The sequence below is a fragment of the Peribacillus sp. FSL K6-1552 genome (assembly GCF_038005205.1).
In the GTDB taxonomy this organism is placed as follows: Bacteria; Bacillota; Bacilli; order Bacillales; family DSM-1321; genus Peribacillus; species Peribacillus butanolivorans.
The window spans coordinates 4,048,366-4,064,568 of the sequence record NZ_JBBOST010000001.1 but is presented as its reverse complement, the minus strand read 5'-3'; the positions used below and the strand labels follow the sequence as shown (position 1 = coordinate 4,064,568).

The following is a 16,203-nucleotide window of genomic DNA, read 5'->3' as shown; positions in this document are numbered from 1 at the left end:
CCTTTCAAATAAAACAAATAAAAACAAAATATAGTAAACATAAGTATTTATTATATAATAATATTTTATTTAACACAATTTATGCAAGGGGTTTTAGAATTATTTTACAATTTGGAGTGGTTTTGTTTGTATCAATCTTTTTATCGTATTCTTATTGAACTGACGAATGGAAGGTTTTCGTCAGGTATATTAAAGCATTTTAGCCAATCTCGTTGGAGTAAGCCGTTGATTTTATTTTATGTAAAAACTTTTAACCTTAATCAACAAGAATTTGGTAAGGACCTAAAAACTTACAACAATCTGCATGAGTTATTTACAAGACACTTAAAGCGGGAGGCAAGGCCAATTACGGCGGAATCTTCTGCAGTAGCATGTCCTGTAGATGGTGTGCTCGAGGATGCAGGGGAAATTCGAGCGGATAAAAAAATTGTAGTAAAAGGAAAAGTATATTCGATAGAGGAAATGCTAGGGGATGCGCTTTTTTTAGAAAAGTACCTAGGTGGTAAATATCTCGTGTTATACTTAAGCCCGAGTCATTATCATAGGATTCATGCGCCTATTTCGGGTTCTGTGGTAAAACGTTGGACGCTTGGAAAGAAGTCTTACCCTGTTAATAAATGGGGAATGAAATATGGAAAAGAGCCATTATCGAAAAATTATCGTACAATAACAGAGCTTCAAAATGAGGCGGGATGTTTAGCAATGGTGAAAGTCGGTGCCATGTATATTAATTCCATCGTTATTACTGATGAATCGAATCACTTAGAAAAAGGACAGGAATTTTCTTATTTCAGTTTTGGTTCAACAGTCGTGATGCTTTTTGAGAAAAACAGTTATCAACTCGATGAAAACTTATCTATTCCCGCTGATGTCCGTGTCGGTGAAAAGATTGGGTACATGAGAGTGGTTTAATAATCATCAAATAAAAATAAGAAGGCTGACATGTTTTGTCAGCCTATGTATTTCATTTTATAATATTGATCGGATTTTATGTGTCAAAGATCTTCGATGAATTTCCGTTTCTATGAGGCGGATGAAATCGGTACTTAACTTTAAATATTGCGCTTTAAAATAGGATTCCAGCAACAGATCATCAGATAGTTTTTGCATCAGAACGCCATTTACGGCTGCTCACCTCCAGTAGGGATTGCGAGGAATATTTTTGTAATTACTTGCATATATTAGTAGGTCATCCATGATGTACCCCTACTGTATCAGAAATAAACCTAGAGAACAATCGTTCTGTTATCCACAGTTGAAAGTGGATAACCTGTGGTTAAGTTGTTTACAAGGTGAACGAATAGATACACAACAGTATGGAAAATGTTAGTAAAGTTATCCACAGGTCAGGTTAATGAAATTTTTGTCGAATTCTTTTAGTAATAATTAGTTCTTTCGTCTGTTCAGACAGTTGGATTTTCTAGTCTTTTCGAAAAATGCCTTTCCATATTAGAAAACTTACATTATGATGATTTTTTACCGATAGCCCTTCGTTCCTAATTTTTTTTGAAAGTAAGCCAAAAATTCGATATGATGGAGACGGTAAATTTTATGAAAATTATAGAGGTGTCAATATGCTTAAATTATTTTTGCCGAGTGAACATGTTAAAAGCATTTTTAATATAGATCCTCAAGATTTGAAAAAAAGAGGGATTAAGGGAGTTATTACTGATTTAGACAATACACTCGTTGAATGGGACAGGCCGACCGCTACCCCTGATTTAATCAAATGGTTTGACAATATGCGGGACCATGGGATTTTAGTGACGATTGTGTCCAATAATAATGAAAAACGGGTACGTGCTTTTTCCGATCCGCTTCATATTCCATTTATTTTTCAGGCTAGAAAGCCGATGGCGAAAGCTTTCCATAAAGCCCGTAAGACGATGGGATTGAAGGTAGAGGAAACAGTGGTAATCGGCGATCAGTTATTGACGGATGTATTGGGCGGAAATAGAGGTGGGTTTCATACCATCCTAGTGGTCCCTGTCGCACAGACTGACGAATTCAGAACGAAAATCAATCGTTATTTTGAAAGAAAGATTATGGCGTTTTTTAAACGAAAAGGAATGATAGAATGGGAGGATCACAATTGAACAATCATCAAGAATTAGTGTGCATCGGCTGCGGCGTTAAGGTCCAGACGGAAGATCCGAAGGAATTAGGCTTTGCGCCTAAATCAGCACTTGAAAAAGAGAGCATTGTTTGTCAGCGTTGCTTTAAACTGAAACATTATAACGAAGTTCAGGATGTTTCCTTAACAGACGATGACTTCTTGAAAATCTTGAATAAAGTAGGCGAAACCGATTCATTAATCGTCAAAATCGTCGATATTTTTGATTTCAATGGAAGCTGGCTGCCGGGCCTTCATCGCTTTGTAGGCAGAAATGATGTTCTTTTAATTGGTAATAAGGTGGACTTACTGCCCAAATCAGTAAAGCCGAACAAATTGATTAATTGGATGAAACAATCTTCGAAGGAACTGGGATTGAATCCGGTTGATGTTCTCCTTGTCAGTGCCGAAAAAGGAAAGCATATTCTTGAAGCTGCTGATGCGATTGAACGGTATCGTCAGGATAAAGATGTCTATGTTGTTGGCTGTACGAATGTTGGTAAATCGACTTTCATCAACCGTCTTATTAAAGAAGTGAGTGGTGAAGGGGATATCATCACGACTTCTCATTTTCCAGGCACAACTTTGGATATGATTGAAATTCCTCTAGATGATGGACAGGCCTTGATCGATACACCAGGAATCATTAATCATCATCAAATGGCTCATTATGTAGATAAACGTGATTTCAAGGTGATTATGCCGAAGAAGGAAATCAAGCCGAGAGTGTATCAGCTGAATGAAGAGCAAACGCTATTTTTCGGCGGTTTGGCTCGGTTGGACTATGTTTCGGGTGGCAGACGCTCGCTGACTTGCTATCTTTCGAATGAGTTAAATATCCACCGGACAAAACTGGAAAAAGCGGATGAATTATATAAAAATCATGCAGGAGAATTGCTGACGCCTCCGCGTCCTGAACAGATGGAAGAATTTCCGAAGCTTGTTCCTCATGAATTCTCCTTAAAAGATGGTAAAATGGATATTGTGTTTTCAGGCCTTGGCTGGGTAACTGTCAATGAACCAGGTGCGAAGATCGTTGCGCACGTTCCAAAAGGTGTGAACGTCATAGTTCGTAAATCATTAATCTAAATATAGGGGTCGTCTGTCTATGAATAAGATATATGGGGTAATAGGAGATCCAATTGCGCATTCGATGTCTCCGGACATTCATAATGATGCATTTGAAAAAGAAAATATAGAAGCGGTTTATCACCATTTTCATGTAAAACCAGAGAGCTTGATTGAAGCGGTACAGGGTATGAAAGCCCTTGGTGTAGCAGGGTTTAACATCACGATTCCTCATAAAACTACGGTCATCCCACTTCTTGATGAAGTAGATGAGCTGGCCCTTGCAATTGGGGCGGTTAATACAGTTATTAACGAAAATGGACGATTTATAGGGTATAATACAGACGGAATAGGATTTTATAAATCTTTATGCGATGAAATATCAGGTGACATTAAGGCTAAAAAAACGTTAGTGATCGGAGCGGGCGGTGCTGCACGTGCGATTTATTTTACACTTGTAAAAGAAGGTGTAAAGCACGTTGATATTGCAAACCGGACAATGGAAACAGCAGCCCACCTTGTTTCTGATTGCCCATATGATAAAGAATCAAAGGCGCTCACGATTGCCGAAGCGGAAGAAAGCTTATCACAATATGATTTAATCATCCAAACAACTTCTTCTGGAATGAGTCCGCACATTGAACATTCTCCGTTGAAGTTGGACCAATTGAAGGCTGATGCATTTGTCAGTGACATCATCTATAACCCTTTGCAAACGAAATTACTTCGTGAAGCGAGGGAAAAAGGGGCGGAAACGCAAAATGGTGTTGGTATGTTTGTCTACCAGGGTGCGCTCGCTTTTGAGATATGGACGGGCATCATGCCTAATACAGCAAGAATGACAGATATTGTCTCGAACAAACTAGGAGGTAACACATGTTAACAGGTAAACAGAAAAGATTTTTACGATCAAAGGCCCATCACCTAAATCCAATTTTTCAAGTTGGAAAAGGCGGGGTTAATGATAATCTCATTAAACAAATTGGTGAGGCGCTAGAAGTACGCGAACTAATCAAGGTTAGCATATTGCAAAACTGTGAAGAAGACCGTAATGATGTGGGTCTTGCATTATCAAAAGGGGCAAGAGCAGAATTGGTTCAAATTATCGGTAACACAATTGTGTTATATAAAGAATCAAAAGAAAACAAACAACTTAAACTACCTTAAGGAACCTATCTATGAAAAAAATTGGAATTCTTGGCGGTACATTTAATCCTCCTCATATCGGTCATTTAATTATAGCTAATGAAGTGCTGGATGCTCTAGAGTTAGATGAAATTAGATTCATGCCAAATCATGTTCCTCCTCATAAGGAAAAAACGGAGGAAGTAACCGATATGGACAGGTTGGCTATGTTGGAAAATGCCATAGCTGGAAACCCATCTTTTTATATTGAGGATATTGAAATAGAAAGAAAAGGCACATCCTATACGTATGATACGATTAAATTGCTAAAAGAACGCGAACCAAGCAATGAATTTTATTTTATAATAGGTGCAGATATGATTGAGTATTTACCTAATTGGCACCGGATCGACGAGCTTATGCACCTAGTCAATTTTGTCGGAGTGAAACGTCCCGGCTATAATGAAAAGACAGAATATCCAATCACGATGGTGAAGGTTCCACAAATGTTCATTTCTTCCTCTATGATACGAAGGAAATTGCGAACAGGAAAAACCGTGAAATATTTAATAGCAGATCCAGTGGTGAAGTATATTAAAGGGAATGGTTTATATGAATCGTGAGAAAGCATTAGCGCTCGTCAAAGAACAAATAACCGAGCGCAGGTATATTCATACGTTGGGCGTGGTCGAGTCAGCAATAGAACTTGCCGAACTGTATGGTGCAGATGTCAAAAAAGCGGAACTAGCAGCTATTTTCCACGATTACGCAAAATTTCGTCCAAAAGAGGAAATGGAGCAAATAATAATCTCTGAAAAAATGGCGCAAGATTTACTTGAATTCAATATGGAACTGTGGCATGCTCCTGTAGGGGCTTATCTGGTAGAAAAAGAAGCCGGTATCACTGACCGTGAAATATTGGATGCGATTGCCTATCACACATCAGGCAGGGTCGGTATGAGCCTTTTGGATAAGGTCGTATATCTTGCTGACTATATTGAGCCTGGGCGTTCTTTTCCTGGAGTCGACGAAGTAAGGCAGACAGCAAAGGAAAACTTGGATCGTGCTGTCATTCAAGCTTTAAGGAATACAGTTGTATTTTTAATGAAAAGAAATCAGGCAATTTACCCTGATACATTTAAGACATATAATGATTTAATCATGAATTTGAAGGAGAAGATGTAATGACTGAACGTGAACTTCTTGTAATTGCAGCAAAAGCGGCGGACGATAAAAGAGCGGAGGATATCGTTGCTCTAAATATGCAAGGTATTTCTTTGGTGGCGGATTACTTTTTAATCTGTCATGGTAATTCTGAAAAACAAGTACAAGCTATAGCTCGAGAAATGAAGAGCAAAGCAGACGAATCAGGGATCAATGTAAAACGCCTTGAAGGTTTTGAGGAAGCGAAATGGGTACTTGTTGATCTTGGAGATGTTGTAGCCCACATTTTCCATAAGGATGAAAGAAATTATTATAACCTTGAACGTTTATGGGGAGATGCACCTTTTGAAGATCTAGAGAGTGAATTGACTCCATGACTTACGAACGCTTTGCCTATGTATACGATGAATTGATGAAGGACGCTCCCTATGAAAAATGGCTGATGATCCTGACGGCGAAGCTGGAACAGTACGGAATTGGTGGAAGGAAAGTCCTGGACTTAGCATGCGGCACAGGGGAAATAACAGTAGAACTAGCGCAGCATGGATTTGATGTCTCTGGTGTAGATTTGTCTGATGAAATGTTGATGGTTGCCAATGAAAAAGCGGCGAAGCTAGGGTTATCGATTCCCTTTTTTCAGCAGAATATGGCAGAACTCGAAGGGCTTGGTCTATATGACTGTGTCACGATTTTTTGTGATTCGTTGAACTATCTACGTGAGGAAGCGGATATTGCAAAAACGTTCTCCAGGGTGCATGAACATCTGAAGGATGGCGGATTATTTTTGTTTGATGTTCATACTATTTATAAGATGGAAGAAATCTTTCACAATAATACGTTTGCCGTCAATGATGAAGAGGTCTCCTATATTTGGGATTGCTTCCCGGGTGAAGAAGCATACAGTGTTGAACATGATTTAAGTTTTTTCGTGAGGGACAATGATAGTGGCTTGTACGACCGTTTTGATGAGTTGCATTATCAGCGTACCTATCCGGTTGAGCAATATAAAAAATGGTTGCAACAAGCAGGTTTTGAAGTTTCTGAACTTCTGGCGGACCTTGAAGAAGCACCGGTCGGTAAAGAAACCGAAAGAATCTTATTTGTAGCCAGAAAATAAATCAAGGGGTCAGGCCTCCTATCGTACACCACTGTGCGAAAGGAGGCCTGACCCTTTATTTTTTTATATTTTTAGAAGGAGAATAGATTTCGGATGCGAATATTAATAAGGATGGCCAAATTGTTTTTCAACCTCGTGAAGATCTTCTGCGAATTTTTCGTGTGTCGCTTGAAACAGATGATGAAACATTTCTCCGGTTTCAGCTTCTAAAACCTTAATTCCTTCCCCTGTGATCCCACCTTTTACGCAAACCTTTTCCTGTAAGGTCGGTAATGTGTAAACTCCCTTACCAAGCAATTCACCTAACCCAATCAGCATGTTCTCGGTCAAAGTCGTTGCGGTTTCTTTATCTATCTTCGTTGTTTGACATGCGGCTTCAATAAAAGCTTGTGCTAAAAAGCTAAAGAAGGCAGGTCCGCAGCTTACAATGTCGGAAGCTACCCGGGTGATATCATTTTCAATGATGACCGGTGCCGATATGGCAGATGCCAGATTAAATAAGGATTGCTGTGTCTCTTTGCTGCACCCTTTGCTGAAGCTCAGTAACGATACCCCTGATCCCACACGGTTCGTTATGCTTGGGATAAAACGGGCGCATGGAGCATTCACTTCTGATTCAAGCTGTGCCACTGAAAGCGGGCTTGTAATGGAGATAAGTAGTTGTTCTCTTTTTATATGGTGTTTGATGCCCTGTAAAAGGCTGTGAATTTGTAATGGTTTTACGCAGAGAAAAATAAAGTCTGCCTGTTGGACGATCTCGGCGGCGCTTTTCGCTACCTCGATACCGGGATGCTTTTCTTTCAGCACCAATGCTTTGGAGAGCGTTCTATTTGTAATGAGTAGATCAGCCGGATTTAGTATTTTAGCCTCCAGCCACGCTTCGATTAAAATCGTTCCCATATTGCCTGTTCCAATTACACCGATTTTCTTCAATACTTTCAACTCCTCTCACTAAAAGCGAATCTCCTAAAAACACTATGTATTTTTAATCTGTCCTATGACAATGTAATGTTCGAAATCAAAGAAGGAGGCTAAGAAATGGATAAAATATTAAAAAAGAAAATGGCGATGATTGCCGCTGCAGTAGCTACTGGGGCGGTAGGAGTTTACTTTTTCTTTCAACCTGGGAAGGAACTGGTTGAAACAGAAGATATCTTTGCAGTATCAGCAAACGATGGCATTGATGAAATGACAACTGAAACGGAGGCAGAACCTCTTATCATTAAAGTCGATGTAAAGGGAGCGGTACAAGCACCTGGTATATTTACTGCGGAGGCAGGTGACAGGGTGATTGATTTGATTTCGAAAGCGGGAAGTTTCACAGACAAGGCCGATAAGGATAAAGTGAATTTTGCCCAACTTGTTGAGGACCAAATGGTCATTTACGTACCCAAAATAGGTGAAGAGGGCATAGAAATTCCCGAGAATGCATCAGCCGCCTCGAGCGGAACTGTGGCTACTGGAGGGGCATCTGAGAGTTCAAGGGGCCAGGTTAACTTGAACACAGCCACAAAGGAGGATTTAGAAACCTTGTCTGGGATTGGCACATCAAAAGCAACGGCCATCCTTGAATACAGAGATACGATAGGGAAATTCAAGCAGATAGATGAATTGAAGAATGTATCAGGGATCGGTGATAAAACGTTTGAAAAATTAAAGGATTCTATTTCCGTAAAATGATTGATTGAATTCTCTACACAAATGGACAGGAAGAAGGTAAAATTGAAGAAAATCAATTTTATTAAGTAAAAGGGGACCACAACATGAACAGGATTAGCTGGGATCAATATTTCATGGCTCAAAGCCATTTATTAGCTTTAAGAAGCACATGTACACGACTAACTGTAGGCGCAACAATCGTTAGGGATAACCGGATTATTGCGGGAGGCTACAATGGTTCGATTGCCGGGGGAACGCACTGTATTGATGATGGTTGTTATGTAATAGATAATCATTGTATTAGAACGATACATGCTGAAATGAATGCACTTTTACAATGTGCCAAATTCGGTGTGCCGACGGCAGAGGCGGAAATATATGTGACGCATTTTCCATGCCTGCAATGCTGTAAATCACTCATTCAAGCTGGAATCAAAGCTGTTTATTATGCAGAGGATTATAAAAACCATCCATATGCAATTGAATTGTTTGAGCAGGCTGGGGTTAAAACGGAAAAGGTTGAAGCAAGAGGAGCCATCGATGTATACGGAAAAGAAAAACAGGACTTTGTACGTTCGTTGCTAGGTCAACTAGAACAATCCGGTTTAGAGAAAGAAGCTGTGCTGGAGCTAGAAAAGGAGGCAAAACTGTTATTTAACAAATAATTAGACAGGGGGTTGGCATGGCAAGACAACTTCTCTTTTTAGCCGTTTCGGCCACGTTTGGCGTTTCGGCCCATTCATTTTTTAGTGTAAGACTTTTAATCGTTTTCCTTATTTTCCTCTGTTTTATTTATTATTCGAGTGCGGGTGAAGGGAAGACCCTTATACTTCATGTGGTGATTATGGGGATTTTTTTAGGGTCCGCTACTGCCTCCGAACATCGAAACATCTCTTCTTATCAGGGAACGGAAAGTCGTTTTGTTATTACATTTACAGACCAACCGAAAATAGATGGAAATCTATTAAAAGGTTTCATCATCAGTGAACAAGGTGAACGGCTGATGCTTCGATATAAAGTAGCCTCCGAACAAGAAAAGGAAAAGCTGAATCAGTATCTTCGCATCGGTTTATCTTGTCCGGCCGAGGGAGATCTGCAGGTTCCTGACAAACACCGTAATGAAAACAGCTTCGATTATCAACGTTATCTCCTCCAGCAAAACACTCATTGGATATTTAAAGCGAGTTCTATTTCTTTTTCGAAATGCAAAAAGGTTGGAAATTCGATTGTCGTTTCAATTCGAAATTTGCGGATGAAAGGAATTTCGTATATAAAAAAACACTTCCCAGAAGAATCGAGCGGATTTGTCACAGCCCTTATTTTCGGTGATCAGACGGATATCGATGAAGGGGATCTTACTAACTATCAGCGTCTAGGTCTTGTTCATTTACTGGCGATTTCGGGACTTCATGTCAGTTTTTTAACGGGGATGTTGTTTTATCTTGGTATCCGCTTCGGAGTTACTCGCGAAAGAATGATGATTGCCATCCTTATCTTTCTTCCGATTTACATGATACTTTCAGGAGCAAGCCCGTCAGTGATGAGATCATGTTTGATGGCTATGGTATTCTTTTTGCTCATGCTTTTCAAGAAACGAATTTCAGCAGGTGCCACAATCGGTGCGGTCTATATGACGCTGCTATTTTTTCAGCCACTTATGCTCTATAATATTGGGTTTCAGCTTTCTTTCGCTGTCACCTTTTCAATCATTATGTCTTCGAAAATCATTTTGCAGTACCCACAAAAGACACTACAACTTTTCATTGTCAGCTCAATCTGCCAATTGGCAGCCCTTCCGATTTTACTTTTTCACTTTTATGAAGTATCTTTCCTTGGTGTGCTTCTAAATGTACTGTATGTACCTCTTTATTCCATCATTTTGCTGCCTTTTTCACTAATCACCCTCTTTATCCATCTGTTACTTCCTGTTTTAGGTCAACCCCTTATTTCGTTATTAAACTTCACCTTCCTGCTCAGTAATAAGGTCGCCGATGCTGCATCGAATCTTCCTCTTGCCTCCATTCCGTTTGGAAAGCCACTTTTCATTATGATGTTGTTGCTTGTTGTTGCAGTTTTAGGACTGTTCCTGACTTGGGAGAAATCTTTTAGTAAATGTAAAATCTGGTGTGGAATAATGATTTTACTTTTACTTTTTCAATACAATCTACAAAAGCTATCTCCATTCGGTGAAGTACAGGTAATTGATGTTGGACAGGGTGATTCAATTTTAATTACTCTTCCGTTTAACCGAGGAAATTACTTGATTGATACGGGGGGACAAATTACGTTTCCTATGGAAATGTGGAAAAAAAAGCGAAAGACTTATAATACGGCTGATGATATCATTATCCCGCTGCTGAAAAGTAAGGGCATTCACCATTTGGACAAGCTGATTTTAACGCATGCCGATGCTGATCATATAGGAAGTGCAAAAGAACTCATTGAAAATTTCAAAGTTAAGGAGATAGTTATTGGAGGTTGGAGTGAGGACGATTATCGAGATAAAGACTTTGTTTCCATTGCAAGAGATAAGAGGGTAAAAGTGACAGTCGTACAAAGGGGCGAACATTGGAAAGTTGGGGAAGCTGAGTTTTTCGTTCTAGATCCACATAAAAAAGAAGAAAATAAGAATGATTCGTCCATTGTTTTATATACAGAGTTAGGGGGATTGTCCTGGGTATTTACCGGAGATATGGGGGAAGAGGGGGAAAAAGAATTGATGGATACTTACCCACAGTTGCGGGCGCATATTTTGAAGGTCGGTCATCACGGCAGTAAGACTTCTTCCTCGAAGCCTTTTCTCGAACAATTGCAGCCAAAAGCAGCGCTTATTTCAGTTGGAAAGGAGAATAGGTACGGTCACCCACATGAACAAGTTATTGAGGCCTTGAAAGAATATAATATTTATTTGTTTAGGACGGATGAAGATGGTTCTATTATTTACAAGTATTACAAAAGTGAAGGAACCTTTCGGAAGACTATTCCATAGTATGTAGAAATCAAAAAGAAAGAGACTGCATCAGCAGCCTCCTTCAGGGAAAAATAAGTGCATTTTGAAAAATGAAATCAGGATCCGACTGCTTTAATGACGACAGCAATGGTGAACATGGCAGCGAAAAATACAAAAGAACCGATGAATCCCATAGCGGAATCAGCGACGTCATCAGTCTTTGATTGAACATTCTTTTCGAATTCGTTCATTGTTTACCCCTCCTATTTCTGCTAATAGTATAAAACATTACCAAAAAAAAATCTACAGGCCACATTTCTTCATTTCCTTTACTGACAAGAGTTGTCACAAATAGTTTGAAATTTTGAGGTCAAAATAAAGGTACAAACAAAGCAAGCGAAAAAGAAAAGTTCACTTTTTTGTTCTACATGAATACTTTACCCGCTTTCAAGGGAGTTTACCCGGGCCTTTCTTGAAAGTGTTCATATAGATCCGGAATTAGTCCTTTAGAGGGCTAGTTCCCTTTATAGCTTGTCAAATGGTTCATCCACCTATACCATTAGAGAAGAATACATAAAAAAGAGGCGGATTCTATTGGTATTAGACGTATGGAAAAGTATTAAAAAAGGGCAATTTGCGCCTGTATATTTGTTATATGGAACAGAAGCTTATTTAATTAATGAAACAAAGCAGCTTTTGATTGAGCATGTCCTTCACGAAGATGAAATGGATTTTAACTTTTCTCAATTTGATTTAGAAGAGACGCCGATTGAAACAGCGCTTGAGGACGTTGAAACTCTTCCTTTTATCGGGGAAAAACGCCTTGTTTTCATGCAAAATCCATTTTTTTTGACAGCTGAAAAAACGAAATCGAAAGTTGAACATAATGTAAAAAGACTGGAAGCGTATTTGGCTGACCCAGTTCCTTATTCTATTGTTGTACTGACAGCTCCTTATGAAAAACTGGACGAACGGAAAAAGATTACCAAAGAACTGAAGCGTAATGCGGTTCTCGTTGAAGCGAAAAAGCTTGGCGATCATGAATTAAAGGCATGGGTTAAGGAGCGTGTTGCAGCTTATTCTGTCCAAATAGATGAACAAGCCACAGAACTTTTGCTCGAACTTGCAGGAACGAATCTGATGATGTTGACAAATGAACTTGATAAAATGGCACTTTATGTAGAAGCTGACAAACGGATTACCGTTGAGGTTGTTGAAAAGTTAGTCGCTAAATCTCTAGAACAGAATATCTTCACACTTGTTGATCATGTTTTGCAGCGAAAAATGGAAAGTGCTATGACGATTTTTCACGATCTTCTTCGGCAGAATGAAGAGCCGATTAAAATCTTGAGTGTAATGGCCGGACAGATCCGGCTTATGTATCAAGTGAAGGAGCTTTCCCGTCAAGGGTATAGTCAGCAAAAAATTGCAGGGCAATTGAAGGTGCATCCATACCGAGTAAAGCTAGCCCTAGAAAAAACGGGGAAATTCCAGGAACGCGAGTTGTTGAGCATAATGAACGATTTAGCGGAAGCGGATTATAAGATGAAATCGGGTCAAGCCGATAAGGCGATCACACTTGAGTTGCTGCTTTTGAAAATTAGATAACAAAAAAAGGTGACAGAAATCCCTGTCACCTTTTTGGTGCGTAAAAAAAAACGATCCAGAAGGATCGTTTAATTTTTGTCATTATGCGTTAAGAGCGTTAAGTCTTTTCGCTAAACGAGATTTTTTACGGGCTGCCGCATTTTTATGGATTAATCCTTTAGATGCAGCTTTGTCTAATTTCACAGCAGCTGTTAAAAGAGCTTCTTTAGCAGCTTCAACGTTTTCACCAGCTAATGCAACTTCAGCATTTTTCACTGTAGTACGCATAGTTGATCTAACAGTAATGTTATGAACGCGTTTTTTGTCGTTGATTTTCACACGTTTAATAGCAGATTTAATGTTTGGCATTCCGTTCACCTCCTACAAAGAAATCGAGATTATATGAACTCGACTTTTCAAATCCATATCAAATAGCACAAGTGATATTCTATCAGACTGCTCATGAATATGCAATACTTCAGATTGAGAATCGAAAAGGAATTATAATTTCAGTAAATAAATTCATCTCGTCATATTTTATTGTACCAAAAAAATGAATAATAAAAAAGCTAAAACGACAGAATGTTTAAGAGAGACTATGGAAATTACTAGATTAGATACAAATCAAACATCAGGAGGCCGCTATGGAAAATCATTTGGACCTTAGTAAGTTCGGAATTCGGACAGATTTGGCGATTGAAGCAAAAGATATTGCTCTTGAAAATAAAGGTGTTGTTGAAGAAGTTGATGTTTCCCATATCGAAGGGGTCATAATAAAGGAAAAAGAAGTGGATGATCTGAAAATTTCTTTAGTCGAGGTCACGGCTGAGGGAGAAAAAGAGATTGGTAAAAAACAGGGGAGCTATTTAACCATTGAAGTTCAGGGCATCCGCCAACAGGATACGGACACACAGCAACGAGTGGAGAAGGTGTTTGCTGACGAGCTAGCCTACTTCTTAAAAAGAAATAAAGTCACGAAAGAAAGCAGTTGTTTAGTCGTCGGCCTCGGTAATTGGAATGTTACCCCGGACGCTTTGGGGCCAGCCGTGGTCGAGAACCTGGTAGTCACAAGGCATTTGTTCGAGTTGCAACCAGAGTCTGTTAAAGAAGGTTATCGGCCGGTAAGTGCGATCTCTCCAGGTGTTATGGGGATTACAGGAATCGAGACGAGCGACATTATCAAAGGAGTCATTGAAAAAAGCAATCCTGATTTTCTCATCGTCATTGATGCCTTGGCAGCCCGTTCTATTGATCGGGTAAATTCAACGATTCAAATAACTGATACAGGCATTCATCCAGGGTCAGGTGTTGGAAATAAACGAAAGGAATTGAGTCAGGAGACACTAGGGGTTCCTGTTATAGCAATTGGAATACCTACCGTCGTTGATGCTGTATCAATTACTAGCGACTCAATTGATTATATTTTGAAGCACTTTGGCAAGGAACTGAATGAGGGTGACCGCCCATCACGTTCGTTAGCCCCCGCAGGATTTAGTTTTGGGAAACGTAAAAAGCTGACTGATGAGGATATGCCAGGTGAAAAGGAACGGCAAACCTTCTTGGGCATGATTGGTGTCCTTCCGGATGAAGAAAAGCGGAAACTGATTTATGAAGTGCTATCACCGCTCGGTCAAAATTTAATGGTTACACCAAAAGAAGTCGATGTTTTCATTGAGGACATGGCCAATTTGATAGCCAATGGATTGAATGCAGCGTTGCATGGGTCAATTAATCAAGAAAATACTGGCTACTATACCCGCTAGTTCATTTTAGTGCCCAAAAATGGTGTTCTACCCTTTCTAGCAAAGTCATAGGTATTAATAGACAAGCTATAGAGAGGGTGGAAGGATGAAAAGAAGAAATTCCCCAGGGATCATAACAGCTATTCACGGTTCAACTATAGTAAAAACTTTTCTAGGTATTCTCGCCTTGCTTCTTTTTGTTTTTTCCGTCAGCGGGGTCATGACGTCTCTACGACCGGAGTATCGGATATCTTCGGATTCCGTACATACCGTAGCGAACCAATTTTCTGGGAAAATGCTGTTCTCGATGCTGGCTAATGAAAATCATTACTTTTTTAATGCCCTGCCTGAAGGTAAACAAGAATCGGTGATCACAAATCAATTGATAAAAATCTCGACTAATATTTCTATGGAGGATCCGCGAAGCTTGCTTGGTCGGGAACTTCCAGGCTTCTCGATTTTTGATAATGAAATCCTTGTCGCTGGTGAAGGAACCAATTATACCAATATGCCATATGAATCTTCGCCGCCGGTAGATGTCCTGAACGAAGAAAGGGATGCATCCCTGCAAAATCTGGATGAAATCGAAGAACCTGAAAAAGGAGTGGCTAATCAGCCAAATCAGACAACCAATGGGCGAAAAGTTGTTGAAATTTATCATAGCCATAATCGGGAGTCATATCTCCCTTATTTAAAAGGGGTTACAAATCCTAATCTCGCCTATCACTCTAAAATCAATATTACAAAACTCGGGGCACGAATGGTGGAGGACTTGGCTGATAACGGGATAGGCTCATCGCTTGATAATACGGATATTATGGGCAATTTGAATAATAAGGGATTGAATTACAACAAATCATATCAAGAGTCTCGTAAATCCGTTCAAACTGCATTGGCTACCAACAAAGATCTAGAATATATGATTGATATCCATCGTGATTCAAAACGAAAAAAACATACGACCATTAACATTAACGGTAAAGATTATGCCAAGATTGCCTTCGTCATTGGGGGAAATAACCCGAACTTTGAGAAAAATGCAGCGCTTGCCAATAAACTTCATAAAGCTCTGGAAAAAAAATACCCAGGCATTTCACGAGGGGTTATGAAACAAGGCGGAGCGGGTCATAATGGAGTATACAATCAGGATTTGTCAGGCAATGCCATGCTCATTGAAATTGGCGGTGTTGATAATACGTTTGAAGAAATGTATTTAACCGTTGATGCATTTACCGATGTTTTCAGTGAATTTTATTGGGATGCTAAAGCGGTGGATAAAACAACTGGAGAATCAGAAGCGAAGTAATTTGAAAGGAGTTCTCTAACATGGTTCGATTTTGGTTAAAATGCACGGGGATTATACTCGTATTATTTTTAGGCGTCCTTATTGGAATGCAGCAGGCGAATGACGGCATGAAAAAAATGAAGGGATATGAAGACCCCTCTTTGAATAGTGCATTTATTATCAACCAATCGGACCAAGGGGAGATGGAGGCGGATATCCTTGGTGAAAAAGTAACAAGTCATGATTTAGAGACGAAAAAAGAAAAGCTTGAAGAAATGAAGGCTTTCAACTTTTTCTCATCTCTTGGAAAGACTCTCGGCGAAACGATATCAGCGGCCTTTCAAGCGCTTATAAATATGATTTAAGCTTGCGCAAGAAAAGTCGAGTAACTCT

The 16,203-nt window shown here is 39.5% G+C and carries 20 protein-coding genes; 16 read left to right on the top strand and 4 right to left on the bottom strand.

Annotated elements, in window-relative coordinates; all coding sequences use genetic code 11:
• Positions 1–126 precede the first annotated feature (126 nt).
• Positions 127–912 (top strand): phosphatidylserine decarboxylase, encoded by a 786-nt coding sequence (locus NST21_RS19545; protein ID WP_340890785.1) that lies wholly within the window; start codon positions 127–129, stop codon positions 910–912.
• Between the two features lie 57 nt (positions 913–969).
• Here NST21_RS19545 and NST21_RS19540 read toward each other — a convergent pair whose 3' ends face one another.
• A complete protein-coding gene (locus NST21_RS19540) occupies positions 970–1,110 on the bottom strand; it encodes a sporulation histidine kinase inhibitor Sda (RefSeq protein WP_082527682.1) in 141 nt (46 codons plus the stop codon).
• A gap of 464 nt (positions 1,111–1,574) precedes the next feature.
• Between NST21_RS19540 and NST21_RS19535 the strand changes: the two genes are divergently transcribed.
• From NST21_RS19535 to NST21_RS19500, 8 genes are read left to right on the top strand one after another with little or no spacing between them, the layout of a single operon-like run.
• Positions 1,575–2,096, top strand: coding sequence for a YqeG family HAD IIIA-type phosphatase (locus NST21_RS19535; RefSeq protein WP_056528576.1), 522 nt, complete (start codon positions 1,575–1,577; stop codon positions 2,094–2,096).
• The gene (gene yqeH, locus NST21_RS19530) at positions 2,093–3,202 is read left to right on the top strand and encodes a ribosome biogenesis GTPase YqeH (RefSeq protein ID WP_376102761.1); all 1,110 of its coding nucleotides are present in this window, start codon (positions 2,093–2,095) and stop codon (positions 3,200–3,202) included. The genes NST21_RS19535 and yqeH overlap by 4 nt, the downstream gene beginning before the upstream one ends.
• Positions 3,203–3,221: 19 nt before the next feature.
• Positions 3,222–4,064, top strand: coding sequence for a shikimate dehydrogenase (gene aroE, locus NST21_RS19525; RefSeq protein WP_098177874.1), 843 nt, complete (start codon positions 3,222–3,224; stop codon positions 4,062–4,064).
• Positions 4,058–4,348 (top strand): ribosome assembly RNA-binding protein YhbY, encoded by a 291-nt coding sequence (yhbY, locus tag NST21_RS19520; protein ID WP_053347027.1) that lies wholly within the window; start codon positions 4,058–4,060, stop codon positions 4,346–4,348. The genes aroE and yhbY overlap by 7 nt, the downstream gene beginning before the upstream one ends.
• An 11-nt stretch (positions 4,349–4,359) precedes the next feature.
• Positions 4,360–4,929 (top strand): nicotinate-nucleotide adenylyltransferase, encoded by a 570-nt coding sequence (locus tag NST21_RS19515; RefSeq protein WP_098177875.1) that lies wholly within the window; start codon positions 4,360–4,362, stop codon positions 4,927–4,929.
• The gene (gene yqeK / locus NST21_RS19510) at positions 4,919–5,491 is read left to right on the top strand and encodes a bis(5'-nucleosyl)-tetraphosphatase (symmetrical) YqeK (protein ID WP_340890782.1); all 573 of its coding nucleotides are present in this window, start codon (positions 4,919–4,921) and stop codon (positions 5,489–5,491) included. The genes NST21_RS19515 and yqeK overlap by 11 nt, the downstream gene beginning before the upstream one ends.
• Positions 5,491–5,847 (top strand): ribosome silencing factor, encoded by a 357-nt coding sequence (gene rsfS / locus NST21_RS19505; protein ID WP_053347024.1) that lies wholly within the window; start codon positions 5,491–5,493, stop codon positions 5,845–5,847. The genes yqeK and rsfS overlap by 1 nt, the downstream gene beginning before the upstream one ends.
• Positions 5,844–6,587: a class I SAM-dependent DNA methyltransferase gene (locus NST21_RS19500; protein WP_056528588.1), complete on the top strand. Its 744-nt coding sequence runs from the start codon at positions 5,844–5,846 to the stop codon at positions 6,585–6,587. Before rsfS ends, NST21_RS19500 begins: the two co-directional genes overlap by 4 nt.
• A 102-nt stretch (positions 6,588–6,689) precedes the next feature.
• Here the strand turns inward: NST21_RS19500 and comER are convergent, their stop codons facing one another.
• The gene (gene comER, locus NST21_RS19495; RefSeq protein ID WP_223305467.1) at positions 6,690–7,520 is read right to left on the bottom strand and encodes a late competence protein ComER; all 831 of its coding nucleotides are present in this window, start codon (positions 7,518–7,520) and stop codon (positions 6,690–6,692) included.
• A gap of 105 nt (positions 7,521–7,625) precedes the next feature.
• Between comER and NST21_RS19490 the strand changes: the two genes are divergently transcribed.
• From NST21_RS19490 to NST21_RS19480, 3 genes are all read left to right on the top strand, one after another.
• The gene (locus NST21_RS19490) at positions 7,626–8,267 is read left to right on the top strand and encodes a helix-hairpin-helix domain-containing protein (RefSeq protein ID WP_340890778.1); all 642 of its coding nucleotides are present in this window, start codon (positions 7,626–7,628) and stop codon (positions 8,265–8,267) included.
• An 83-nt stretch (positions 8,268–8,350) separates the two neighbouring features.
• Positions 8,351–8,911, top strand: a complete 561-nt coding sequence (locus NST21_RS19485) for a ComE operon protein 2 (RefSeq protein WP_053347022.1) — start codon at positions 8,351–8,353, stop codon at positions 8,909–8,911.
• 17 nt (positions 8,912–8,928) lie between these two features.
• On the top strand, positions 8,929–11,235 hold the full coding sequence (locus NST21_RS19480) for a DNA internalization-related competence protein ComEC/Rec2 (protein WP_340890775.1): 2,307 nt from the start codon (positions 8,929–8,931) through the stop codon (positions 11,233–11,235).
• A 77-nt stretch (positions 11,236–11,312) separates the two neighbouring features.
• Here NST21_RS19480 and NST21_RS19475 read toward each other — a convergent pair whose 3' ends face one another.
• The gene (locus NST21_RS19475; RefSeq protein ID WP_081108861.1) at positions 11,313–11,447 is read right to left on the bottom strand and encodes a YqzM family protein; all 135 of its coding nucleotides are present in this window, start codon (positions 11,445–11,447) and stop codon (positions 11,313–11,315) included.
• 343 nt (positions 11,448–11,790) lie between these two features.
• Here NST21_RS19475 and holA point away from each other — a divergent pair, with 343 nt between their 5' ends.
• A complete protein-coding gene (holA, locus tag NST21_RS19470; RefSeq protein WP_340890773.1) occupies positions 11,791–12,804 on the top strand; it encodes a DNA polymerase III subunit delta in 1,014 nt (337 codons plus the stop codon).
• A gap of 81 nt (positions 12,805–12,885) precedes the next feature.
• Here the strand turns inward: holA and rpsT are convergent, their stop codons facing one another.
• A complete protein-coding gene (gene rpsT, locus NST21_RS19465) occupies positions 12,886–13,152 on the bottom strand; it encodes a 30S ribosomal protein S20 (RefSeq protein ID WP_034308554.1) in 267 nt (88 codons plus the stop codon).
• 275 nt (positions 13,153–13,427) lie between these two features.
• Here rpsT and gpr point away from each other — a divergent pair, with 275 nt between their 5' ends.
• The 3 genes from gpr to NST21_RS19450 all read left to right on the top strand — a co-directional run bounded on the left by gpr (position 13,428) and on the right by NST21_RS19450 (position 16,175).
• Positions 13,428–14,546, top strand: a complete 1,119-nt coding sequence (gpr, locus tag NST21_RS19460; RefSeq protein ID WP_340890770.1) for a GPR endopeptidase — start codon at positions 13,428–13,430, stop codon at positions 14,544–14,546.
• Positions 14,547–14,631: 85 nt separating this feature from the next.
• Positions 14,632–15,831, top strand: a complete 1,200-nt coding sequence (gene spoIIP / locus NST21_RS19455) for a stage II sporulation protein P (RefSeq protein ID WP_056528608.1) — start codon at positions 14,632–14,634, stop codon at positions 15,829–15,831.
• Between the two features lie 20 nt (positions 15,832–15,851).
• The gene (locus NST21_RS19450) at positions 15,852–16,175 is read left to right on the top strand and encodes a YqxA family protein (protein WP_056528609.1); all 324 of its coding nucleotides are present in this window, start codon (positions 15,852–15,854) and stop codon (positions 16,173–16,175) included.
• Positions 16,176–16,203 lie beyond the last annotated feature (28 nt).